The sequence below is a fragment of the Streptomyces sp. NPDC048442 genome (assembly GCF_040651475.1).
Taxonomy (GTDB): Bacteria; Actinomycetota; Actinomycetes; order Streptomycetales; family Streptomycetaceae; genus Streptomyces.
In genome coordinates this window covers 203,127-227,176 of the sequence record NZ_JBEZKB010000005.1, presented here as the reverse complement: position 1 = coordinate 227,176, position 24,050 = coordinate 203,127, and the positions used below count along the sequence as shown (strand labels likewise).

The following is a 24,050-nucleotide window of genomic DNA, read 5'->3' as shown; positions in this document are numbered from 1 at the left end:
GTTCACGGTTCGCTCCTGCCACCTGGCTGGCGCCCCGCTCTCCGCGCCTCCCCTCCCCCACCCCCGGCCCCGAACCCCTCGGTCCCGAGCCCCTCCGCCTGCCCGTCCCCGTCTCTCCCGACGCCGACCGCTGGCTGACCTTCCACGGTGAGCGTCTCCTGGTCGCCGTGGTGCGTACGGTCACCTCCGCCGTCCGCGTCCTGGACGTCCTCGCCCCCGTACTTCGCGACGACACCCGCGTCGACCTGGTCTTCGCGTACGACCCCGGCTCCGCCTTCGGCGAAGGCGTCCTGCCGTACCTCCGTGAGCGCGGCGCGCTCATCATGTCCTGGGAGCAGTTCCGCGCGTCCGCACCGCACCTCATCGTCACCGCCACCGAGAACGCCGTCCTCACCGACGCCGGGCACACCGCCCCCGTATTGGTCCTCCCGCACGGTGTCGGCTTCCACAAGTACGTTCCGGACGCCCGCGGTCCCGGCGAGCGTCTCGCGGGACTGGTCCCGCGGGAGCTGCTGGCCGGCGGGAGGGTGCGTACCGCCGTTTCACACCTCGACCAGGCACACCAACTCCCGCCCTCCGCACACCCCTTGCTCATCGGCGACCCCTGCCACGACTCGCTGCTCGCAGCAGGAAGTGCCTCGCGCGAGCGCTACCGCCGGGCCCTCGGCGTACCGCCCGGCCGGCGCCTGGTCCTGATCAGTTCGACCTGGCGGGACGAGTCCGCGCTCGGCCAGGACTCGTCCCTCCCGGCCCGGCTGCTTGCCTCACTGCCCGCCGACGCGTACGCCGTCGCGCTCGTCACCCACCCCAACGTGATCTCCGCGCACGGAGCGGGCCAGCTCGAACACCTGCTGGGCTCGGCCCGCGCGGCCGGCCTGATCCGCATACCGCCCGAGTCCGGCTGGCAGGCCGGCCTGCTCGCTGCCGATCTCCTCGTCGGCGACCACGGTTCGGTCACCTTCTACGGGGCCGCGCTCGGCGTCCCCGTACTCCTCGGTGCGTTCAGCGACCAGGAGGCGGTGGCCGGGACCCCCATGGCGGAACTGGGCCGGCTGGCCCCGCGCCTCGACCCGTACGCGCCCCTGCTCCCCCAGATCGAGGCGGCCCTCGGCGCGCCGGACTCCGACCGGTTGCGCAAGCTGGGTTCGACCGCGCTGGCCGACCCCGGGCACGCGCTGCGCCGCCTGCGGAAGACGGCGTACGACCTGATGGGCCTCCCCGAACCGGCCGCACCGGCACCTGCGCCCCTCGCGCCGGAGGATCCCCGCCCGGTCCCGGCCCCTTACCTCTGCACGGCGTTCTCGGTGACCACCCGGCTGAGAACCGGGCGGGAGTGCCAGGGCGGCGCGAGCCCTCACGTCCGAATCGCACGCATACCGGCGGCCGTCGCCACAGCCCCTGCGCCCGCCGACGAACACCACCTCAGCTGCCCGGACGACGAACGCGACCGGTCGCTCCGCGAGAGCGCGTCCGTCCTGGTGAGCCGCACCCCGAAGAGCGGCACCGCCGCAGCGACCTGGGCCCGTGGCGTCTTCGCGGACTTCCCCGGGGCGGTGCTGGCTGCGGCACCGGTGGCCCCCGGCACGTACCGGATCCACGTACGCGACGGCCGTACGGTCGAGGCGGCGATCACGGGGGCCGACCCGCGCACCGCCCCGGACCCCGGCATTCCGGCGGCGGTCGTGCACGCCTGCCTGCTCGGCGGCGTCCCGCTGGACGGCTTCGTCACGGTGACCGTCGCGGACCGCGAGGAGGACGTCTCGCTACGCGTGCTCCCCTGAGCCGTCCAGCAGTGACCTGAAGACGTCGCTACGCATGCTCCCCCGGGCCCTCCAGCAGTGACCTCACGACCTCGGCGCGCGGACTGCCCGCAGCCTCGTAGATCTCCAGTGCGCGCTCCAACTGCCGTCCCTCACCGGTGAGTCGGTGCAGCGTCTCGCGGTGCACAGCCTCGTAGTGCACCGCACCGGCCTGTCGCAGGGCATCCGCCGACTCGGTGAGTGCGGCGACCGCCCCGTCCTTGCGCCCCAGCCCGAGCAGTACGTCCCCCTCGGCCGCGCGCGCTCGGGCGCCCATGCGGCGGTCGCCGATCGCCGCGAACCGCGCACCGGCGTCGCGCAGGGTCGCGAGAGCGGCCTCCGCTTCGCCTGCCGCATCCTGCGCGCACCCGAGGAAGTACAGCCCGATGGCGATGCCGCGCGGATCGCCGTCCTCCTCGTACAGCGCCAGTGCCTCCCGATAGACCCCCACGGCTCGGTCGGGCGCGTACCGGTCGTACCACCGCCCGTGGAACTCCCGTACCGAAGCACGCAGCAGCAGCCACCCCGATTCGTCCGCTCGGACCACGGCCGTCTCCAGTTCCACGCGCGCCCGCTCCTCCTCCCCGAGGTCCATCAGCGGACGCGACAGCAGCGCGCGCAGCCGGGCCTCGGAGGCGGGCAGAGCGGCCGCCTCCGCCGCCCGCACGCCGATTTCACCGGAGGCGAGCCAGTCGGCGACGTACCGCCGATTGAGGTAGAGAGCGGTCAGCGCCTCGGCCAACTCGGCGCAATCCCGGTGGAGTCCACGGGATGCGGCCTCCCGCAGTACGGCGAGGATCTCGGCACGCTCGGCCTCCAGCCAGTCCAGGGCCTCACCCCTGCCCCCGTCCCCGCTCCCCGTCGTGTCCCTGAACGGGGAAGCCTCCGCCGCCACCCGCTCCGCATACCGCCCGGCCCGCATCCGCCCGCCCATCACGGCCAGATCCGCATGGGCGGCGAGTCGCAACAGATGCCCGAGGGCCGACTCCACGACCTGCCCGGCGTCCTCCCGCGCGTCCTCGGCAACCTTCCGGGCGTGCAGCCGCACCAAGTCGTGGAAGGCGTAGCGCCCACCGTCCACCACCTCGACGAGGCTGGCTTCCTCCAGTACGTCCAGGGCGTCCTGCGCCGACCCGCCATCGACCCCGGCGAGGGCGGCGGCGAGCCCCACCTCCCAGCTGCGCCCCGGATACAGCCCCAGCAACCGGTACACCCGCCGGACCTCTTCCGGCAGCCCTTCGTACGCCACCCCGAACACCGCCACGACACTCTCCCCCGGTATCTTCAGCGCGCTCAACCGCCGCTTCTCGTCGGCCAGTTCACCAGCGAGCATGCCCAGCGTCAGCCGCCGGTGCACCACCAGCCGGGCGGCGGCCACATGCAGCGCCACGGGCAGCCCACCGCACCACTCCACGATCCGCGCTGCAGCCTCCGGCTCGGCCGCCACCCGATCCGCACCACACAAATGCTCCAACAGCTCCCGGCTGTGTGCCGGCTCCAGCGGGTCCAGATGTACGAAGTCGGCTCCGTCCATCATGAGCCCCGCCAACCGCCCCCGACCGATGGCCACCACCGCACTCGGCCCTGTTCCCGGAATCAACGCCCGGACCTGCGCGGCCTCCTGCACGCCTTCCAGTACGACCAGCACCCGCTTCCCCGTGGTGCGCGTCCGGAACAGCGCGCTCAGCTCCCCGAGCGAAGCAGGAAGACAGGCGTTCTCGACCCCCAGCCCCCGCAGGCACTGGCTCACCGCAGCCGACACATCGGCCCCCGCCAACTGCGGCCCGTCAACCCCCGCCCACCCCGGCCCTTCAGCGCCCAGAGCCGCGAAGTCGACGTACACATCACCCCCGGTGAACCGCTCCTGCACTCCCTCGGCCCACCACCGCGCCACCGCTCTCTTCCCCACCCCCGACAGCCCGCTCAGCGCCACCACCCCGCCACCGTCGAGAACGGCCAGCGCCTGCTCCCGCCCAACGAACTTCCGCGGACCGCGTGGCACTTGCCTGGGTGTCACCGGTGCACGACTCTCGCGGGGCTCGCTCCGGATGACCACGTCCCCGTGTATGTCCCGCGCCTGCACAACCGGCCCGTTCACGGTCCCACCGACCTCGTTCACGGTCCTGCCGACCTCGTCATGCATGTCTGCCCCGCCCCGTGTCGCCACCCGACCACCAGTACTCACAAGCTACTTGACGGTCCGTATGGCTCTCGCACCATGGAATCGGCGCCCCCGGCTGACGTACTGCGGATATGCCCCGGGGAGGCAGCCCGCCAAGATACGCTCCCTGCACGCTCCTTGGGGAGGAGCTTCCATCTCATCTCGTTCCATTCGTTCCAGTCGGTCCAGTCGGTCCAGGAGCGCTGCGGGACTCGTTCTCGCCGCACTGTCTCCGTCCCGTGGGGGGATTTCTCATGCACGAAATGATCAAAGGTGCCAATGTCTCTCTTTCGGCGCTGAGTGAGCACAACGAATCCTTCGCGGTCAGCCTGAGTTGGACCAGCCAGAGCGGCGAGGGCGACGCCGATGTCTCGGTACTGCTGCTCGGCGCGGACGGCAAAGTGCGAAGCAACGACGACTTCTTCTTCTACAACAACCCGACCGCGCCCGACGGAAGCGTGCAGCTGCTCGGGCTGACGCCGACCGACACCGGCAACGAGGACAGGATCCAGCTCTGCCTTTCGGCGCTGCCTTCCGATGTCGTCCGGCTGGTCGTTGCCGCAAGCCGCCACCGGCGCGCCGCGTTCGGCGAGTTGGAGAATCTGGCGCTGGAGCTCGCCGACAGCACCGGCGAGGCCGTTCTCCGCTTCGCCATCACCGGCGCGACCACGGAGAGCGCCTTCGTCTTCGGCGAGGTGTACCGACGCGGCGAGGAGTGGAAGTTCCGTGCGGTGGGGCAGGGCTACGACACCGGTCTGGCGGGGCTGGCCACTGATTACGGGATCGAGATCGACGAGGACGACGGGCAGGAGACGGACGCGGACGCGGATCCTGCCACGGGGGTGCTGCCGGATTCGGAGGCACTGGCGGAATCCGTGCAGGAACCGGAAGCTGGACAGGAACCGGAAGCTGTGCAGGAACCGGAAGCTGTACAGGAATCCGTACAGGAATCCGCTCCCCGTCCGCTCCTCCCCGCGCAAGCCACGGCTGAGCCAGCGAGCCCGCCGCGGGGCCCCGGCCCCGCCGCTCCGGACGAGGCCCCGCCCACAGCACCCCCGTCCCCGCCGGCTGCCGAGGCCCCGACTGCCCCGCCGCGCCGGCTGCGTACGGCCAAGAAGAAGGTGACTCTGCCCAAGATCACCAAGGCGTCTCTGGCGGAGAACGACACCTGGAACCCTTCCCGGCTCTTCCCCGCTTCCTCCTTGAAGAGCGACAGGGAACGTGAGACGAGGGCGACCTCCGTCCTGTTGTCGGTGATGGCGCAAGTACCCGAGTTCGGGCGGCGTCTGACGGCTGCGTTCGGCGCTCCCGCAGGCCGCATGGAATCCTTCACGGAGGTGTCCCTGCCGCACGGCGAGAGCCCGAAGCGCCCCGACGGAGTCATTCGCGTCGAGCGTGCCGGAAAGCTCTGGACCGCCCTGGTGGAGACCAAGACGAACGGCAATCCGCTGAAGAGCGAACAGATCCAGGCCTACGTCGACATCGCGGCCCGCCGCGGGTACGAGGCCGTCATCACGCTCTCCAACGACGTCGCACTCGAAGGCAGCCCTCTCGTCGACGTGAAGATCGACGGCCGGCGCAAGAACAAAGTGGCGCTGTGGCATCTCTCCTGGGCCGAAGTGGCCCACCAGGCACAGATGCTGATCCGCCATGAGGGTGTCGCGCACGAAGCGCACGCCTGGCTCCTCCAGGAACTCCTCTGCTACCTCCAGCACGAGAACTCCGGGTGTCACGGGTTCCAGAACATGGGCCCCTTCTGGGTCCCGGTACGCAACGGGATCGACGAGGAAACCCTCTGCCCGGGCGACCCGCGCACCGTACGGGTGGTGGAGAGCTGGGAACGGCTCGTCCGCCAGGTGTGCCTGCGGCTCGGCGGTGAGCTCGGCGTGAAGGTCATCCCCGTCCAGCGGGCCAAACGGGGCTCGGAACCCCAGCCGCGCCGGGCCGAACTCGCCGACCGCTTCTGTGAGGACGGCCGGCTGCACGCGGAGATCCGGGTCGACGGAGCGGTCGGCATCCTCTCGCTCACCGCCGATCTGCGGCTGGGGAAGCTCCGCACGTCCGTCGATGTTCCGGTCCCGGAGCAGGGGTACCCCCTGAGCTGGGCAAAGCGCCTGATCAAACAATTGGACGGTGCTCCGGCCGATCTTCACGTCCAGACGCTCGTCGACGGCGAGGGAACCGGCCCGCGCGGGACCATGGAAAAGCTGCGCCGGGAGCCGGGAGACCTCCTCCCGAAGGGGGCCGTTCCCCTCACGGGGTTCCGGCTGTCGCTCTCCAAGAGCGCGGGCAGCACGCGCGGCAACGCCGAGACCGGATTCATCCGCTCCGTGGATGCGGCCGTCGCCCACTTCTATCTGGGTGTGGTGACCCAGGTGGCCCGGAGCACCGCTGGGACGACCCGGAGCTCCGCCGGGCGGTCGACGCCGCCGGTGCCCGCCGGATAAGGATCCCTGGCCGGGCCTCTGCGAAGCCCGGCCAGGCGTTGTCAGTGGTGTGCGCTTCACTGAAGTCATCACTATCCGTGAGCATTGCGGGGGGACTGATGACGGAGAGCAGTGGGCGTGAGGGGTGGGTGCCGACCCATGTGTCGCTGGCGGGGCTGGCTGCACGGGGTTGGACGCGTGCCATGGTGCGGGATCTGCTGGGCGAGCCGGACAAGCGGGCGCTGAATCCTTACTACCGGTCGGCGCCGCCGATACGGCTGTATGCGGTCGCGCGGGTCGAAGAGGCGGAGCGGAGCGAGGAGTTCGAGGTGGCGCGGGCCGCCGCCGAGCGGAGGTCTGCCGCCGGGAGGGCGGCTGCGGGGAAGAGACGGGAGGCCGTGCTCGCTGCGGTACGGGCCGTGGAGATCGAGGTTCCGCGGATGGCCGACCGCGAACTGGCCGAGCGAGCCGTGCGACGGCGCAATCAGCTGGACGAACTGCGGGCCGAGTACCGCAGCGACCACCATCCCGAACCTGCGACGGTGGCGAATGCGGAACCGGACGCCCTGGTGAGGTGGGAGGTCAACTATCTGCGCCATGCGCTGACTCGGTACGACGACCTGCTGGACGGGCTGTACGGCGTGACGGGGCGGGCCGAGGCGGAGCAGCTGCTCAGGATCCGGGTGTACGGGGCGATCGCCGCCCGGTATCCGCGGCTCGCCGACGAGTGCCGGCGGCAGCTCAGGGAGCGGGGGGTGGGGCCCGGTGGGCGGCTGCTGTAGTTCGGGCGCTGGGGGTCGTGCCGCCTTCGTGACGCGTACGATCTTCGCCATGCCGTCGGACCTGCCCAAAACCTCCTCGCGAGAGGGGGCAGTTGCGGGAAAGGCACTGCCTGGCGGAACGGGGCGAAGTAGGATTAACCCTTACACAGCGGGCAGCGGGCAGCGGGCAGCGGGCAGCGGGCAGCGGGCAGCGGGCAGCGGGCAGCGGGCAGCGGGCAGCGGGCAGCGGTGAGAAGGCGGTGTTGTTCGCGGCTCGGTCGGCGGGGGCGTTGCACCGGCTCTTCGATGTGCTGCCCGTGTTCGCCGGGGACTCCCGGATACGGCGGCGCTTCACGCTCGTTCCCGGCTCGGAGTTCGGCCGGGACGCGCGGGAGGCCGTCGAGCGGTTCGGCGGGCTGTGCGTTCCGTGGGAGGTGGCGCTCGCGGAGACGCACGACCTGGTGGTGGCGGCCAGTCCCAAGGGCGGTTTGGGGCAGCTGCGCGGGCCCAAGGTTCTACTGCCGCACGGGGCCGGCTTCAGCAAGGCGCTCCCCTGGGAGGGGACCGCGGGGCAGGCCTCGGGCTTCGATCCCGCGTTTCTGGTCGGCGAGGACGGCGAGCCCGTTGCCGCACTCCATGCCCTCGCCCATCCCGATCAGGCCGCACGGCTCACCCGCGCCGTTCCGGCCGTCGCGGGGCGCGTGGCCGTGGTGGGCGACCCGACGCTGGAGCGCATGCTGGCCTCGGCCGGGCAGCGCAGCCGCTACCGGGCGGCCTTGGCGACGGGCGGGCGCCGGCTCGTCGTGCTGACGTCCACCTGGGGGCCCGAGTCACTGCTCGGCAGACATCCGGGTCTTCCGGGCCGACTGGCACGCGCACTGCCCTGCGACGCCTACCAGTTGGCGCTGATCGCCCACCCCAATACGCACAGCCGCCTCGGCGCGAGGGAGTTCACCGAGCGCCTCGCCCCCGCCCTGGACGCGGGGATGGTGCAGGCCCGGACGTACGAGGAGTGGGGTGCGCTGCTCGTCGCCGCCGACGCCGTCCTCACCGACCACGGCTCCACCGCCCTGTACGCGGCAGCGCTCGGCACCCCGCTCGTCGCCGCCTGCGACGGCGGGAACGAGTTGATCCCGGGCAGCCCGATGGCGGAAGTGCTGTACCGAATACCGATGTTGGGCGACCCGGGCAACCCGGGCGACACGAGCGACCTCGGCAAGATCCTCGACGCCTACGCGAGCAGCGGTGTCGACGTGCGCCGCCTCGCCTCACCCGCCTTCGCCGGGCAGGGGCGCGTGCTGGAGCGGCTGCGCCACGAGTTGTACGGCCTGCTGGGCCTGGTGCCGCCCGGCGGAGCGGGGGCCGTGGATGCCAGGCCGTTGCCCGCCCCCGTCTCCACCGGGCGGGACATCGCCGCCTTCGCCGTACGGATCGAGCAGCACGGCGGCGTCGTACACATCGAGCGGACGCACGCGGGCGGGCGCGACGGTGTGCACCATCTGGCCGCCGAGGTCGACCGGGCGACGACCCGGCAGTCGCAGAGTGCCGGGTTGCTGTTCCGGCGCGCCGCAACCGCTCCTGAGGACCGGTACGGGGAGGAGTGGACCGTGCGGGGCTGGATCGACCGGACGCTTGAGGAGTACGGGGCTCGGCGCACCGCCGCCGTCGTCCTCGGCCCCGGGCACTGTGCGGTCCGGCGGCACGGCGGGCCGCTGTGGGAGGTGCGGGTGGCTCCCTGCCGGGAGGACGGCCGAGTGTTCCGTACCGACCCCGCCGCCGTGTTGTCGGCGGTGCACGCACTGCTCGGGAGTGGCTCCACCCACCGGCGCATCCGGTGCGTCGTGGCGGGGCGCAGCTATGAGGCGGACCTCTCCCCCGCCGGTGACGACATGGCCGACAGAGTCTGCTGACACGTCCCTACGGCTCCAGCGCGCCCGCCGCCTTCCGGATCGCAGCGGCGGATCCGGCGTGCGCCGCTGCCCGTTCAGTGTCGCCGGTGTCGGTGGCGAGCGCCGCCAGCGCCTCGTGCACCCGGGCCTCGTCGAAGGTGGAGTGGCGCAGCTGTGCGCTGTCCAGCGCGGCCTCGTACAGCTTGCGCGCCTCGTCGGTGCGGCCGAGGCCGTGCAGTACGCCGCCCAGTGCGAAGCCGGTGCGGGCGGTCATCCGTTCGCGGCCGAGGGCGCGGGCCGCCGTGTGCGCCTCGCCGAGGAGGGTGGCAGCCAGGCCGGGGTCGCCCATGCCCTGGGCGGATCGGCCGAGGAGGTAGGTCTGCAGCATGGCGCCGTAGGCGTTGCCGATCTCGTGGTGGATGCGGCGGGACTCCTCGAAGTACGGGACGGACTCCGCCCACTGCTCCTGCACGGCGAGGAGCTTGCCCCGGAACTCGGCCACCGAGGCCTGCAGTTTGCGCTCCGGCGTCGTGGCCGCGGCTTCCACCGCCCGCTCCAGCTCCTGCGATGCCTGCCCGTACTCGCCCTGCTCCCAGAGCAGCCGGGCGAGTTGGCAGTGCATCCTGGCCACCGCCCGCTGATCCCCGGCCCGGTGGGCCGCCGCTACTCCGGTGCGGAACGCCTCGGTCGTCTCGGTGGGGTGCGGGTGGTCGAGGTGGAAGGTCCACAGCGGTTCGCAGAGCGCCCACGTCTCGGTGTCGAGGCCGTGTGCGTATCCCGTGCGTACGCAGCCGGAGAGGACCAGGCGTTCGGCCCGCAGCCACTCCAGTGCGGCCGCCTTGTCCTCGAACGGCACATCGGCGGCGTACGGAAGCGGAAGTACGGGGACCGGTGGCCCGAACGTCATCCGGAGGCCCGCCGCCGTCTCGTCGGCACGCTGTGCTTGCCGCAGGTGCCAGTGCAGCAGGCGGCCACGGGCGGCAGCCGCCTCGCCCGGAACGCTGTCGCGGTCGGCCGTGTGCTGTGCGTGGTCGCGCAGCAGGTCGGGGAGGCGGAGGCGGCCGCCCGCGCCGCGCAGCAGCAGGCCCGTGTTCTCCAGCGCGTCGAGGGCGGCGTCGGCGTCGTCCTGGTCCGTGCCGAGCAGAGCGGCCGCGGCACCTGCCGTGAGGTGCGGGCCGGGGTGGACCGCCAGCGCCCGGTAGAGCCGGCGGGTCTGCTCGGGCAGGCTTTCGTACGCGGCCGTCCAGACGTTCTCCACCATGGAGAGGCCTTTCCCCTTCAGCTCGGCGACCAGCCGCTCGATGCGGCTGTTGCGGCGTTTGCGCAGCCACTGGGCGGCCGTGTGGAGCGCTGCGGGAAGCCCTCCGCAGGCGCGGGCGAGCGCCAGTACCGCTGCCGGTTCCGCGGTCAGTCGCGGGTCGTCCGCCAGGTGGTGCAGCAGGCGTACGGAGTCGGCGCCCTCCAGCGGCCCCAGCGGCAGTTCGAGGACGGGGCCGTCGGTGAAGTCGTGCAGCAGCCCCTGGCTCACGACGACCGCCACGCTGCCTGGGCCTGCGGGAAGACAGTCCGTGATCTCCGTCCCGGTGCGTACGTTGTCGAGTACGACGACGAGGCGCCGCCGCCCGGTCTGCGTCCGGTACTGCTTGCCGAGGACCTCGGGCGTGGTGCCCAGCCAGGGCGGCAACACCTGGAACGCGTGCAGGAGTTCCGTCAGGACCGCGGCCCGGTCGACCCCGCCGTCGCCGGAGGTGCGGTGGTCGTCGAAGTCGATGTGCAGGACACCGTCGGGGCAGCTTTCCCGCAGGCTGCGGGCGAGCCGGGCGGCGAGTGCGGTGCGGCCGACGCCTTCAGTGCCGAAGACGTTGACTACCAGCAGGCCGGCGGAAGGGCGATCCGCGGCGAGCTGCCGGAAGGCTTCCTGCTCGGCGGTGCGGTCCTCGAAGTGGCGGGGTTCCGGGGGGATTTGGTACGGGATCCCGGCGGGAGGAGACACGACGGGATCGCCATGGTGGTGATGGTGATGGTGCTCGTCGTGGGTGTTCAGCTCGCCGATGTGGCCGGCTTGGACGACCGTACCCACCCTGGCCTGCCCACCCACGCTGTTCCACGTCTGATCCGGCACGCGGCCACTCTAGGCGCAGCGGCCTGGGCGCGGAACACGGCCTGCTTCCAAGCGTATTGACGGAGTGTCATCGCAGGAGATCGAGTACGTGGACGGGGTCGTTTCCCGCCGCGCCGCCGGGCCACCAGTCGTCGCTGCCGCTGTCCGACTCGTATCCGTACCAGAGTCCGTCGCGGCCGTAGCGGAGCTGGAAGCGTCCGGCGGTGAGGCGGTTGCGTGAGGGGCGGAAGTCCTGGTGGCCGAGGGCGAGCAGGGCGGAGCGGGCGCGGTCGAAGGGGCCGGCGGGCGGGTCCCAGGGTTCGTCGAGGATTTCGAGGGCGGTGGCCCCGCCCTGCCGCCAGGCCGCGACCGCTTTGGCCAGTTCCGTGGGGGTGCGGCCGAGTGCCCTGGTCAGGGACGTGTAGAGGGAGCGGGTCGCCGCGGTCAGACCGGATCCCGGCTGGGCCGCGGCGATGCGGACCGCGTCCTGCCAGGGGGTGAGACCGGCGATCGGGTCGGCGCCGGTGGTGAGAAGCGTGTGCGCGCGGATCGCCGCGTCGGTGGCCAGGTGGTCCAGGGCCAGTGGGTCGGGGGCGCCTCTGGTCTGCGGGTACGAGGGCGGGGTGCCCGGGTGGGCGGGCGGCGGGAGGGGTGCCGGGAGCAGGCCAGGCAGGCGGGCCTGCTCGAGCGCTTCGCGGGCCCCGATCGCCGGGACGGACGGGGGTTCGCGGGTTTCCGTGGCGGTGCGGGCGGCGTTGCGGCGGGAGAGAGCGTCGAGGATTTCGCGTTCGTCCCGGCCGCGGAGCAGGAAGACGAGGAACGGGTCCTCGTCGAGGAGCCGGGCCACCTGGTAGCAGAGGGCCGCCGCGTGCTTGCAGGGGCGGCCGGCGTCCGGGCACGTGCAGCTGGGCAGCAGGTCGCCGGCCGTGGCGGGCAGGAGCGGGACGTCGGAGAGGGGTGAGTCCGGGTCGAGCAGGGCCTGCGGCATGGTCTTGGCGAGAAGCGCTTCGAGGTGGGCCGGGTGCTCGGCCGCCGCGTCCAGGAAGGTGTCCCAGTCGTCGTCGGCGAGGGTGCGCAGCCGGAGGTCCGCGCGGTAGGGGCGGGCACGGCTGCCCCGTACGTACGCCACGACCCGGCCCGGGGTGACCGTGATCGTGTCGACGTGGCCCGCGTCGGCGTAGGCGTGGCCGCGGGCCAGCCGGGCCGGGTCGAGGGAGAGCGCTTCGAGGGCGGCCACCCAGGCCTTTCCCCACCAGGTGGTGGCGGGGCCGCTCGTCTCCGGGGACGGGGGGAACGTACGCCGGTGGTCCGCCTGGGCTGCCGGGGGCGGGGGCGGGGGCGGCGGTGTCACGACGGCCTCCTCAGGGAGACGAGGTCGGCCAGTTCGCGGTCGGTGAGTTCAGTGAGGGCGACCTCGCCCGTGCCGAGGATCGCGTCCGCCAACGACCGCTTGGAGGCGAGGAGTTCGGCGATACGGTCCTCGACCGTGCCCTCCGCGATCAGGCGGTGGACCTGGACGGGCTGGGTCTGGCCGATGCGGTACGCGCGGTCGGTGGCCTGCTCCTCGACCGCCGGGTTCCACCAGCGGTCGAAGTGGACGACATGGGCGGCACGGGTGAGGTTCAGGCCGGTGCCCGCCGCCTTGAGGGAGAGCAGGAAGACCGGGACCTCGCCGGACTGGAAGCGGTCGACCATCTCCTCGCGGTGCGCCACCGGCGTGCCCCCGTGCAGGAGTTGGGAGGGGATCGCGCGGGCGGACAGGTGCTGGGAGAGCAGCCGGGCCATGGTCACGTACTGCGTGAAGATCAGTACGGAGTCCTCTTCGGCGAGGATCGTGTCGAGGAGTTCGTCGAGGAGGGCGAGCTTGCCGGAGCGGGCGGTGAGCCGGGCGGGGTTCTCCTTGAGGTACTGCGCGGGGTGGTTGCAGATCTGCTTGAGGGAGGTCAGCAGCTTCATGATCAGGCCGCGGCGGGCGATGCCCTCGGACGCTTCGATGGCGGCCATCGTCTCGTGCACCGCCGCCTGGTAGAGCGCGGCCTGCTCGCGGGTGAGGGAGACGGGGTGGTCGGTCTCCGTCTTGGGCGGCAGCTCGGGGGCGATGCCCGGGTCGGACTTCTTGCGGCGCAGGAGGAAGGGGCGGACGAGGCGGGAGAGGCGTTCCACCGCTTCCGGGTCCTCGCCGCTCTCGACGGCGCGCGCGTGCCGGGCCCGGAAGGTGGTGAGTGGGCCGAGCAGACCGGGGGTGGTCCAGTCCAGGAGGGCCCACAGCTCGGAGAGGTTGTTCTCGACGGGGGTGCCGGTGAGGGCGATCCGGGCCGGGGAGGGGATCGTGCGGAGGGCTTTCGCCGTGGACGAGCGGGGGTTCTTCAGGTGCTGGGCCTCGTCGGCGACGATCATGTTCCAGCGGTGGGTGGCCAGTTCGGCCGCGCTGGTGCGCATGGTGCCGTACGTGGTGAGGACGAAGCCGCCGTCGCCCGCGTCCGAGTCGAGAGGGTCGTCCAGCGCACGGGCCGTGCCGTGGAAGCGGCGGACGGGCACGCCCGGCGCGAAGCGCTCGATCTCGCGCTGCCAGTTGCCGAGGAGGGAGGCCGGGCAGACCACCAGGGTGGGGGCGGTGCGGGCGCGGTGCAGGTGGAGGGCGATGACGGTGATGGTCTTGCCGAGGCCCATGTCGTCGGCGAGGCAGCCGCCGAGGCCGAGCGAGGTCATCAGGTCGAGCCAGGCCAGGCCGCGCAGTTGGTAGTCGCGCAGGGTGGCGTTCAGGGCGGGTGGCTGCGGGAGCGTGTCCGCGCCGCCCCGGGCGAGCCGGTCGCGGAGGGCTGCCAGCGCACCGGCCGGAACCGCTTCGACCCGCTCCCCTTCGACCTCCGCCGTGCCGGTGAGCGCCACCGCGAGCGCGTCGGCCGGGTCGAGGAGGCCCAACTGCCGCTTGCGGGCCTTGCGTACGAGCGCGGGGTCGACCACCACCCACTGGTCGCGCAGCCGGACCACCGGGCGGTGCTCCTCGACCAGGGCGTCCATTTCCGCCTCGGTGAGTTCCTCCCCGTCGACCGCCAGCTGCCAGCTGAACGCGAACAGCTGGTCCGCCTCGAAGAAGGGGGTGCCGTCGGTGGCCGAGCCGGGTGCGGGGCGCACCACCGCGGTGGCGGTGAGCGTACGGGCCAGCTCGCGCGGCCAGTGGACGGCGACGCCCGCCGCCTCCAGCCGGTGCGAGGCTGCGCCGAGCAGGTCGTACAACTCGTCGTCGGACAGCGGCAGTACGTCGGGGACGGGCTGCTCCAGGAGCCGGGCGAGCGGCGGCCAGACGCGGCCTGCGCGGCGCAGGGCGAGGACGGTGTCGATGCGGGCGCGCGGGCCGAAGTGGTCGCCGCCCTCGCCGTCCCAGAGGTCCGCCACGTCCACGAGGTGGGTCGGGTCGGCGAGGCTGTGCACCTGCACGACGGCGGCGCCCGCACGGCGCCCGCCCGCGTCCCGGCTGCCCTGGGCGTCTTCGTCGGGGGTGTCGAAGAGGCTGTACGCGGGGAGGTCCAGCCGGAGCGATACCCGTACCCCCGCGTCCGCCCCGGCCGCGACCTCGGCGGCCCACTCCCGCAGCCCTGGCAGGTGCTGGGCCTCGCGCGCGGCGAAGGGGCCGCCCAGGGCGAGGGCCGCCGCAGGCGTGCGCGGCAGGGTGTCGGCGACGGCATCGACGAAGGACTTCACCAGGTGGGCGGGGTCGGGGACCTGGAGGGGTGTGCGGTCGGGCAACGGCACCGCGTACCCCTCGGGCGGCAGTGCGGCGGCGATCGCCCTCAGGTGCGCGATGTCCGCGGCGTCGGGCGGACCCGCCCGCCAGGCGTCGTCGCCGGACGCGGTGAGGCCGGGCAGGAGCAGCCCGCGCGCGGCCAGGTGCAGGGCGTGCAGGGCGGCGGCGCCCCAGCAACGGGTCGCCGGATGCGCGAGGGAATCGTGCCGGGCGGCGGCGAGCAGCGGCAGGGCATCGGCGAGCGGGAGGAGGAGGGCGGGGACGGTGCGGGTACGGACGACGGCGCCGTGCCGGCGGACGACGCTGAGGGAGCCGGAGGCGGCGCCGAGGACGTCACCGACCCCGGACAGAGGGGTGCCGTCCGGGGCCCAGAGGGCGATACGGCCGTCCCGGGGCAGGGGTGCGGGCAAGTAGAGCGCGGCGGCGTACGGCGGCAGGCGGCGGGGCGACGCATGGGGTGTGTGCAGTGTGACCATCGCGGCGCCGCCTCCCGTCCGGGTGTGATCTGCGCAGGTGGGCGCAGGTTTTCTGCGTGGACCTGCGAGTGTACGGGCGGGGTCTGACAGTGGGGGCGGGGTGGCGACGTGCGGCGCTGGGAGGAAGCCGGGCATCACGCCCCGGTACGAGGCGACGCACCGCGTCCGGGGTGCAGCGAGGCGTCACGGCCGGGGCGGCCCGACCCGGCCGGGGCGAAGTATCACGGCACAGGGGCGCGGCGACGCGTCACGGTCCCGGAATGGGACGGGGCGACACGGCGCCGGGACAAGCCTTCACGGCGCTGCGCGGGCCCGGGATCGGCGGAGGCCGATGTCCCGAACACCCGACGGACCGACCACCCTGGCCCGAAGGCCCGAAGGCCCGAAGGCCCGGACGCACCGACCGCCCTGCCCCGGCCAGTAGAGGCGGCAGACCGAACCTCCCGGCCCGCCCCCCGACGGATGAACGCACGTGGCCCCGCGCCGGAACCCCTCAACACCATCCCGGAGCCCCTCAGCCCCGTCCCGGAGCCCCTCAGCCCTGGCCACGCCCCGTCGTCAGCGAGGACACCACACCGGCCTGGATGACCGGGGCACTCTCTGCCGTGCCCGAGAATTCGTTGTGGACCGAGTGCACCCGCACCCCGCCCCCCGTCTCCACCGGCTTCAGCTCCGCCAGGATCTCGCGCAGCCGGTCCGCCGCCGCCGGGTCCGCCGCCAGGGTCTGGCGGATGCGCAGCCGCCAGGCGCCTTCCAGGTCGGCGGCCATCTGCCGGTCGTCGTCGGCCAGCGCGGCGGTCAGCTCGCCCCGGGTGGCCTCCAGTTCTCCCGCCAGCGTCTCCTCGTCCGTGGTGCCGTTGCCCCGCGAGAAGAATCCGCTGAGCCGGCCCCGTACCTGGGCCCATCCGTCCGTGGCCATCTGCTGCACCAGGGCGGTCGCGCCCGCTGTCGCCAGTGCCACCAATTCCGGTTCCACTGTTCCCCCTTGGGGTGTTGCTGGAAATCTTCGTACGCCGTCAGGCAACCGTAGGACGATCCGTGCCCCGGAGCACGCCCTTCACCTCAAGAGGAGGCGTTCCGCCGCGCGCCCACGCAGCAGACTCGGCAGCCCCCGTCCCCTCAGAGCGTGAGCCACCCGACGCCGCCGTACCAGTGCCCGCCCGCACGGAGGTGGTCTCCCACCGCGCGCTCCAGCGAGGTACGGCGCGGCAGTTCGGCCACCGGGATGTCCGCGGTGCCGAAGACGAAGGCGAGCGTCCCGCTGTCATACTCCTCGTCCCTTGCGGCGACCCGCTCGAAGAGGTCCTGGAAGCGGACGATGCGGGACCGGCCGGAAAGGCATGCGCGCAACCGCGGATCGAGCAGCCAGGACTCACAGACGGCGACCCGGTGCCCCTCCTCGGGGAAATGGCGGGGGAAGAAGGCGCGTGCGGCGGCCAGTGACTCCTCGCACGCGGTCGGCGAGAGCGGGCCGGAGAAGTCCGGAATGTGGATGCTCAGGCAGGGGTCGTCCGCCTCGCCGGGCCGCCCCGCCTCGGCCAGGGACGCCGCGGCCCTTCCCCGAATGACCGTCCGCTGGAACTGCAGACGTCCCAACTGGTAGATCTCGCCCCGGAAATGGAGCCTGATCCAGTACGGCACCAGCAGTCCGCCCGTCCCCTCCCGCCTGCGGTGCACTGCCATGTTCCGCCCGAGATCGGCCAGGGTCCGCCGGGACACCTCCTCGGGAATTCCGATGCCGCGGTGGTACGCACGAGCGTGCTCCAGCGCCGCGACGAAGACGTACACCGGGAAGTACCTGCCCGCCTCCCCCAACTCGGCGGGCAGCAGCGGCAGTTCCACGCCGCCGTCCGGCACCCCCATGTCCCGCACCAGGCCCCGGACGCAGCGCCCCAGCAGCCACCGCCACTCGGGGTCCTCCGCCATCGTGCGCCGCAGCGCGACCAGCGGATTGACGTCCTCGTGCGGAACGGCCAGGTCCAGCAGTACGGCGGGAAGCTCGTCAGCCGTCGGCAGCACGGCCTCGACCTCAGCCCCGGTCCCGGAGACCTCACCCCCGGTCCCGGATTCGGACCCGGCCCCCTCCAGCGCCTCCAGACTCTTCAGCCACTCCGCCAAGTGCACGTCCGACCGGAGCACTTCCCGTACGGCCACCATGTGAGCCACCCCTCGCCGTCCCTGTTTCGTCGCCCTGCGCGAAGTCCCATCATCACCCGGGCCACCGCGGTGCGCACCGGCATTGATATCCAGTCGGTGAGACGTACGCATCCACCATGCGGACCATGGTTGTCGGGCAGCACCACGGGCGGCGAGGATGCGGGCATGGCCCCTGTTCTCGTATCGCGTCGTCACGTGGATCTGCTCCGTGTCTCGACCATGCTCTGTCGGGCCTTCTCCTGCCGTACGTCCGGCTGCTGACGCATCGCCTCCACTGACGCGTCCCGTCCCGCCGCTCTCCTCATAGAGGTCGCTCCATAGAGCTCTCCTCATAGAGGAGAGGGATTCCGCGCGTCGGCAGCAGAGGCTGTTCTCCCCTTCCGGCCTGCCCTGAGCCGTCCCGCCCGGGGCCGTCGCCCGTTCCCGTCTTCTTCTTCGTACGGAATCCCGCCGCGCCCGTGTGCCGTGCAGGGTTCCCCGCTGCCTCCGAGGTCTCCCCATGCCCACCACCGTGCCCGCAGCCGTGCCCAAAATCCCGTCCGGCGCCCCTGCCCAGCCCCTGCTGCACTGGTTCCTGCCCACCGGCGGCGACGGCCGCGACCCCGGCGGCGTCACCGCCGTGCAGGGCAGGACCGGATCCGCCACCCGGCGCCCCGCCGACATCGGCTACCTCTCCCAGGTGGCACGCGCCGCCGAACAGGCCGGGTTCCATTCGCTGTTGACGCCCGTCGGCCTCGGCTGCGTCGATCCGTGGATACTCACCGCCGCCCTCGCCCAGCACACCGACCGGATCGGCTTCCTGGTCGCCTTCCGGGCCGGGTTCGCCAGTCCCACCCTGCTCGCCCAGCAGGCGGACGCGTTCCGCCGGTTCGCCGGCGGCCGGCTGCGCCTGAACGTCGTCACCGGCGGCGACCCCGCCGAGCAGCGGGCGTACGGCGACCACCTGGCGCACGACGAGCGGTACGCACGGACCGCCGAGCTCATGGCGGCCCTGCGCACCCTGCTCGACGGCAGGGTCGCCGACCGCGAGGGTGCGCACTTCCACCTCCAAGGGGCGCGGCTCGTCGACCCCGCCGTGGAGCACCCCGTACCGCTGTACTTCGGCGGCGCCTCCCCCGCCGCAGAGGACGTCGCCGCGCGCCACGCCGACGTACAACTGCTGTGGGGAGAACCGCCGTCGGCGATCGACGAGCGCATCAAGAGGCTGCGGGCCAAAACGGAGGCGGTGCGCGGCGGGCACGGCTCGCTGCGGTTCGGGCTGCGGCTGCACGTCATCGCCCGCGACACCGCTGCCGAGGCATGGGCCGAGGCGGACCGGATCCTGTCCCGGCTCGACCCCGATGCGGTACGCGCCAGCCAGGCCAGGTTCGCCGGCATGGACTCCGTGGGGCAGGCCAGGATGGCCGCCCTGCACGGCGGCTCCCCCGACGCCGCGAAGCTGGAGATCGCCCCCAACCTCTGGGCGGGCATCGGCCTCGTACGGGAAGGGGCGGGCACCGCGCTCGTCGGCTCGCACGACGAGGTCGCACAGCGGCTGTACGAGTACCGGGCGCTGGGCGTCGAGGAGTTCGTACTGTCCGGCTATCCGCACCTCGAAGAGGCCTACCGGGTGGGCGAAGAGGTCGCACCCCGGCTGCGCGCGCTCGTCGACGCAGCGGTACGCGCCAAGGACGAAGCAGAAGGCGCCAAGGACGAGGCAGCACGCACCAAAGAGGCGGCGGGCATCAAAGAGGCAGCACGCATCAAAGAGGCGGCGGGCGCATGACTCTCACCGCACCGCCCGGGACGGCGGCCGTCACCAAACCCGCCGCCGCGTCCCCCGCCGTCCGCGGCAACCCCCGTTTCGCCGCCCTCCGTTGGGCCGCGCTGCGTGCCGTCGCCCTGGCGGTGCTCCTTGCCGCTTGGCAGCTGGTGGTGCTGGCGGAGGTGTGGCCACGGGTGCTGGTGCCCTCGCCCGGCGAGGTGTGGCACCAGTTCCTGCTGTCGTCGACCGTTCACGACGGGGTGCGCGGACAGAGCGGCCATCTCCTGATCGAGCACCTGGGCGTCAGCCTGCGCCGGATCGGCATCGGCACCGGGTACGCGGTTCTCGCCGGAGTGCCGCTGGGGCTTCTCATCGGCGCGGTCCGCCCGGTCGCCGTCGTACTCGAACCGGCCGTGACGTTTCTGCGGACGCTGCCACCGCTCGCGTACCTCTCGCTGCTCGTCATCTGGTTCGGCATCGACGAGTCGCCCAAGGTGTGGCTGCTGATCATCGCCGCCCTGCCCCCGATCGCCGCCGCTACCGCCGCAGCCGTACGGACGGTTCCCGAGCACCTCATAGAGGCGGCGCGCGCACTGGGTGCGGGACAGCTGTCGCTGCTGCTGTCCGTACGGCTTCCCGCCGCGCTCCCCGAAATCCTCACCGGGGTACGGATCGCCGTCGGCGTCGCGTACACCTCGGTGGTCGCCGCCGAGACCATCAACGGCGTCCCCGGCATCGGCGGCATGATCCGTGACGCGCAGCGCTACAACCAGACCGCCGTCGTCATCGTCGGCCTCATCGCGATTGGCCTGTCGGGCATCCTCCTCGACGCCCTGCTCAGGACGGCCGAACGCCGCCTCGTTCCCTGGCGCGGCCAGAAGTGACCCCGCACGCAGCGCACACCGGCCTCCCGCCCCCGCACACGCACCGCCCCCACTTCACCCACCTCACCCTCCGCCCCCACTTCACCCACCTCACCCACCTCACCCACCTCACCCACCGGAGCCCCGCCATGCCCCCGCCCCCGTACCTCCGCCGCACCGTCCTCCTGGCCGCCGTCGCCGCGCTCACCTCCCTCACCGCGACCGCCTGCGGCTTCGGCGGGTCCGACAGCACGGGCAGTACGGACGCGTCGGGCAGGACGGTCGTCCGCATCGCCTACCAGGCGATACCCAATGCCGACCTCGTGGTGAAGAACCAGCGGCTGCTGGAGAAGGCGCTGCCCGACGTGTCCGTGAAGTGGGTCAAGTTCGACTCCGGCGGCGACGTCAACACCGCGGTGATCGCCGGATCGGTGGACCTGGGGCTCGCGGGCTCCAGCCTGGTCACCAAGGGTCTGTCGGCGCCCCTCAACATCCCGTACAAGGTCCTCTGGATCCACGACCTGATCGGCGACAACGAGGCGCTCGTCGCGAAGAAGGGCATCGGCAGCGTCAAGGACCTGGCCGGCAAGAAGGTCGCCACCCCCTTCGGCTCGACCTCCCACTACTCGCTGCTCGCCGCCCTGAAGTCGGCGGGCGTACCGGCGGACAAGGTCCAGTTGCTCGACCTCCAGCCGCAGGACGCGCTCGCCGCCTGGAAGCGCGGCGACATCGACGCGGCGTACGTGTGGACCCCGACCCTGGGCGAACTCACCAAGGACGGCAAGGTCCTCACCACCAGCCGGAAGGTCGCCGACGCGGGCAAACCGACCGCCGACCTCGGCATCGTCACGAACGCCTTCGCCGAGAGCCACCCCGAGATCGTCACCGCATGGCTGGGGGCCCAGGACCGGGCCGTCGCCCAGGCCAAGTCGGACCCCGCGAAGGCAGCCGCGTCCATCGGCAAGGAACTCAATGTGTCGCCCGCCGACGCCCGGCGCCAGCTCGGCCAGCTGGTTCTGCTCAGCGCGAAGGAGCAGACGGGGCCCGCCTATCTGGGCCGCCCCGGCGCACCGGGCAGGCTCGCCGTGAACCTGCGCGACGCCGCCGGATTCCTCAAGGGGCAGAAGGCCGTGGACGCGGTGCCTGCGCTCGCCGACTTCCAGAAGGCCCTCGCCGTGGAGGAGCTGTCCCGTGCCGCAGGCTGAAACGACGCAGCAGGCTGGGCCCACATCCGACCCCAAGACGCAGCCCGAGGTCGTACTGAAAGACGTCACCGTCCGCTACGGCCGCCACGCACGCGCCCTGACCACCGCCGTCGAGGACGTCTCCCTCACCCTCGTGGACGGCGAGTTCACCGTTCTCGTGGGCCCCTCCGGCTGCGGCAAGACGACCCTGCTGCGCGTCGTCGCCGGCTTCGAGCGGGCCTCGGCAGGGGCCGCTCTCGTACGGGATGCCGCGCCCGCCCCGGGCGGCGGCACCGGCATCGTCTTCCAGCAGCCACGCCTCTTCCCGTGGCGCACCGTCGGCGGCAACCTCGCCTTCGCCCTCGCCAGACACGGCGTCCCCCGCGAGCAACGCCCCTCCCGCATCGCGGAGTTGCTGGATCGGGTGGGGCTCGCGGGCATGGGCCGGCGCCGTACGTGGGAGCTGTCGGGCGGTCAGCAGCAGCGGGTCGCGATCGCCCGTGCGCTGGCGGGCGAGCCCCGGCTGCTGCTGATGGACGAGCCGTTCGCCGCCCTGGACGCGCTCACCCGCGAGCGCCTTCAGGAGGAGGTCCGTACCCTCGCGGCGTCCTCGGGGACGACGGTGCTGTTCGTGACGCACTCCGCGGAGGAGGCGGTGCTGCTCGGCACCCGGGTCCTGGTGATGGCGGCGCCGGCGGGCGCCCCGGGCCGTATCGTCGCGGAACTTCCCGTGGATCTGCCCCGCGACGCCGGCACGGATCCGGCGGCCCTGCGCGCCGCCCCGGAATTCGCCCGCCTGCGGGGCGAGTTGACGGCCACGATGCGGGAGGCGGCCACACTCCCCGCATGACCTGTGCCCCGGCCACACCTCTATGAGGTGCGGCCGGGGCACACACGGGCACGGACCAGTGCCGGAGCACACACGGGCACGGACAGTGCCAAGGCACACACGGGCCGAGGCCGGAGCACACACGGGCACGGACCCGTGCCGAAGCACACACGGGCCAAAGCCGGAGCACCCGTCGGACCAGCCGGGAGGGCTAACTCCCCTGCCCCGTCCGCTCCTCCAGCTCCCGCCACACCTTCCGCACCTGCGGCTCCAGAGCCTCCAGCGGCCCGTCGTTGTCGATCACCAGGTCGGCGACGGCGAGCCGCTGCTCGCGCGTGGCCTGCGCCGCCATCCGCCCGCGCGCGTCGGCCTCGCTCGTCCCCCTCAGTCGTACGAGCCGGTCCAGCTGGGTCTCGGGCGACGCGTCCACGACCACCACCAGGTCGTACAGCGACGCCAGCCCGTTCTCGGTGAGCAGTGGCACGTCGTGGACGACGACGGCATCGGCCGCAGCGGCCCCCGCCAGTTCCGCCGAACGGGCCCCGACCAGCGGGTGCACGATCGCGTTGAGGGTCTTGAGCTTCTCCGGGTCCGCGAAGACGATCGCGCCCAGCGCAGGACGGTCCAGTGTGCCGTCCGCCGCGAGAACCCCCTCGCCGAACGCGGCCACCACGGCGTCGAGCCCGGGAGTCCCGGGCTCGACGACCTCACGCGCGATCTTGTCGGCGTCGACGACAACCGCGCCGTACGACGCGAGAAGCCGCGACACTTCACTCTTGCCGGCGCCAATACCACCGGTCAGGCCAACTCTCAGCATGACCGGCAGCCTAGAGCGCCCGCCGCGGCCCCTAGAGGTCGCCCTCCCGCTCCGCGAGGAACTTCTCGAACTCCAGGCCGATCTCGTCCGCCGACGGCAGGTCCTTGGCCTCCGCGACGAGGCTGCCACGCGTCTCCGCACCCGCCACCGCGTCGTACTGGTGCTCAAGTCCCTGGACCAGCGCGACCAGCTCCTCGTCGCCCTCGCCGACCTGCCGGTCGATCTCGTCCTGGGTGCGCCGCGCCTCCGTGCGCAGCGCGTGCGCCACCGAGGGCAGCACCAGGCCGGTGGCCGCGGTGATCGCCTCAAGGACGGTCAGCGCCGAGTCCGGGTAGGCGGAGCGCGCCACGTAGTGCGGCACGTGGGCGGCGACGCCGAGCACGTCGTGCCCGGCCTCCGCCAGCCGGTACTCAACCAGCGACTCCGCCGATCCCGGTACCTGCGCCTCGTCGAACGGGCTGCGGTGTCCGGGCACCAGGTCCGTGCGGTTGCCGTGCGGGGTGAGGCCGACGGGGCGGGTGTGCGGGACGCCCATCGGTATCCCGTGGAAGTTCACCGCCAGCCGCACCCCGAGCCGCTCCACGATCTGCTGCACAGCCACCGAGAACCGCTCCCACTCCACATCCGGCTCGGGACCTGCGAGCAGCAGGAACGGGGCGCCCGTGGCGTCCTGCACCAGGTGCACCTCAAGGGACGGCGTCTCGTAGTCCGTCCACTGGTCGCGCCGGAACGTCAGCAGGGGCCGGCGCGCCCGGTAATCCACCAGCCGGTCGTGGTCGAAGCGCGCCACGACCTGGTGGGGCAGTGTGTCGAGGAGCTTGTCGACGATCTGGTCGCCGGTCTCGCCCGCGTCGATGTAGCCGTCGAAGTGGTAGAGCATGACAAGTCCGGCCGACTCCTGGGCCAGCGCCATGTCGACGACGGCAAGCCCCTTCGGCTCCCATGCGTACAAACCCTGCGGATCAAGCACGATTCCCGCTACCTCCTCGCGTTTCACAGAGAAGAACGTGCAGCGGGGCACAGGCATTCCCACCTGTGCCGTCATCCCTCGGACGAGTGGACAATCCCACGAACGGGAACCGCCGTTGGGCGGCACAA

16 protein-coding genes are annotated in these 24,050 nt (G+C 72.5%); 8 read left to right on the top strand and 8 right to left on the bottom strand.

From position 1 onward, the window contains the following. Window positions 1–167 precede the first annotated feature (167 nt). Window positions 168–1,781: a CDP-glycerol glycerophosphotransferase family protein gene (locus AB0D18_RS10530; protein ID WP_362415083.1), complete on the top strand. Its 1,614-nt coding sequence runs from the start codon at window positions 168–170 to the stop codon at window positions 1,779–1,781. Window positions 1,782–1,809: 28 nt separating this feature from the next. Here the strand turns inward: AB0D18_RS10530 and AB0D18_RS10525 are convergent, their stop codons facing one another. After that, on the bottom strand, window positions 1,810–3,801 hold the full coding sequence (locus AB0D18_RS10525) for a hypothetical protein (RefSeq protein WP_362415081.1): 1,992 nt from the start codon (window positions 3,799–3,801) through the stop codon (window positions 1,810–1,812). Window positions 3,802–4,223: 422 nt separating this feature from the next. On the opposite strand from AB0D18_RS10525, the gene AB0D18_RS10520 reads away from it, so the two are divergent. The 3 genes from AB0D18_RS10520 (at window position 4,224) to AB0D18_RS10510 (ending at window position 9,057) form a co-directional block, all read left to right on the top strand. After that, window positions 4,224–6,407 carry a TerD family protein gene (locus AB0D18_RS10520; RefSeq protein ID WP_362415328.1) on the top strand — a complete coding sequence of 728 codons (2,184 nt, stop codon included), beginning with the start codon at window positions 4,224–4,226 and terminating at the stop codon, window positions 6,405–6,407. 98 nt (window positions 6,408–6,505) lie between these two features. Further along, window positions 6,506–7,168, top strand: a complete 663-nt coding sequence (locus AB0D18_RS10515) for a hypothetical protein (RefSeq protein WP_362415079.1) — start codon at window positions 6,506–6,508, stop codon at window positions 7,166–7,168. A gap of 239 nt (window positions 7,169–7,407) precedes the next feature. Then, a complete protein-coding gene (locus AB0D18_RS10510) occupies window positions 7,408–9,057 on the top strand; it encodes a translation initiation factor 2 (protein ID WP_362415077.1) in 1,650 nt (549 codons plus the stop codon). A gap of 7 nt (window positions 9,058–9,064) precedes the next feature. On the opposite strand, the gene AB0D18_RS10505 is transcribed toward AB0D18_RS10510, so the two are convergent. The 5 genes from AB0D18_RS10505 to AB0D18_RS10485 all read right to left on the bottom strand — a co-directional run bounded on the left by AB0D18_RS10505 (window position 9,065) and on the right by AB0D18_RS10485 (window position 17,377). Further along, window positions 9,065–11,158 carry a tetratricopeptide repeat protein gene (locus AB0D18_RS10505; protein ID WP_362415075.1) on the bottom strand — a complete coding sequence of 698 codons (2,094 nt, stop codon included), beginning with the start codon at window positions 11,156–11,158 and terminating at the stop codon, window positions 9,065–9,067. A gap of 67 nt (window positions 11,159–11,225) precedes the next feature. Continuing rightward, window positions 11,226–12,488, bottom strand: a complete 1,263-nt coding sequence (locus AB0D18_RS10500) for an SWIM zinc finger family protein (protein WP_362415073.1) — start codon at window positions 12,486–12,488, stop codon at window positions 11,226–11,228. Then, window positions 12,485–15,358: a DEAD/DEAH box helicase gene (locus AB0D18_RS10495; protein ID WP_362415071.1), complete on the bottom strand. Its 2,874-nt coding sequence runs from the start codon at window positions 15,356–15,358 to the stop codon at window positions 12,485–12,487. Before AB0D18_RS10495 ends, AB0D18_RS10500 begins: the two co-directional genes overlap by 4 nt. A gap of 535 nt (window positions 15,359–15,893) precedes the next feature. Then, a complete protein-coding gene (locus AB0D18_RS10490; protein ID WP_362415069.1) occupies window positions 15,894–16,334 on the bottom strand; it encodes a hypothetical protein in 441 nt (146 codons plus the stop codon). 143 nt (window positions 16,335–16,477) lie between these two features. Then, complete coding sequence (locus AB0D18_RS10485; RefSeq protein WP_362415326.1) at window positions 16,478–17,377, bottom strand: acyltransferase domain-containing protein; 900 nt, start codon at window positions 17,375–17,377, stop codon at window positions 16,478–16,480. A 637-nt stretch (window positions 17,378–18,014) separates the two neighbouring features. Here AB0D18_RS10485 and AB0D18_RS10480 point away from each other — a divergent pair. From AB0D18_RS10480 to AB0D18_RS10465, 4 genes are all read left to right on the top strand, one after another. Further along, the gene (locus AB0D18_RS10480; RefSeq protein ID WP_362415067.1) at window positions 18,015–19,280 is read left to right on the top strand and encodes an LLM class flavin-dependent oxidoreductase; all 1,266 of its coding nucleotides are present in this window, start codon (window positions 18,015–18,017) and stop codon (window positions 19,278–19,280) included. Continuing rightward, window positions 19,277–20,143 (top strand): ABC transporter permease, encoded by an 867-nt coding sequence (locus tag AB0D18_RS10475; protein WP_362415065.1) that lies wholly within the window; start codon window positions 19,277–19,279, stop codon window positions 20,141–20,143. Before AB0D18_RS10480 ends, AB0D18_RS10475 begins: the two co-directional genes overlap by 4 nt. 128 nt (window positions 20,144–20,271) lie before the next feature. Continuing rightward, the gene (locus tag AB0D18_RS10470; RefSeq protein ID WP_362415324.1) at window positions 20,272–21,327 is read left to right on the top strand and encodes an ABC transporter substrate-binding protein; all 1,056 of its coding nucleotides are present in this window, start codon (window positions 20,272–20,274) and stop codon (window positions 21,325–21,327) included. Window positions 21,328–21,382: 55 nt separating this feature from the next. Next, entirely contained in the window at window positions 21,383–22,156 is a 774-nt protein-coding gene (locus AB0D18_RS10465) for an ABC transporter ATP-binding protein (protein ID WP_362415322.1), read from the top strand. Window positions 22,157–22,346: 190 nt separating this feature from the next. Here AB0D18_RS10465 and coaE read toward each other — a convergent pair whose 3' ends face one another. Both coaE and AB0D18_RS10455 read right to left on the bottom strand, forming a co-directional pair. Continuing rightward, window positions 22,347–22,952, bottom strand: a complete 606-nt coding sequence (coaE, locus tag AB0D18_RS10460) for a dephospho-CoA kinase (RefSeq protein WP_362415063.1) — start codon at window positions 22,950–22,952, stop codon at window positions 22,347–22,349. A 31-nt stretch (window positions 22,953–22,983) separates the two neighbouring features. Beyond that, the gene (locus AB0D18_RS10455) at window positions 22,984–23,922 is read right to left on the bottom strand and encodes a PAC2 family protein (protein WP_362415061.1); all 939 of its coding nucleotides are present in this window, start codon (window positions 23,920–23,922) and stop codon (window positions 22,984–22,986) included. Window positions 23,923–24,050: the final 128 nt, after the last annotated feature.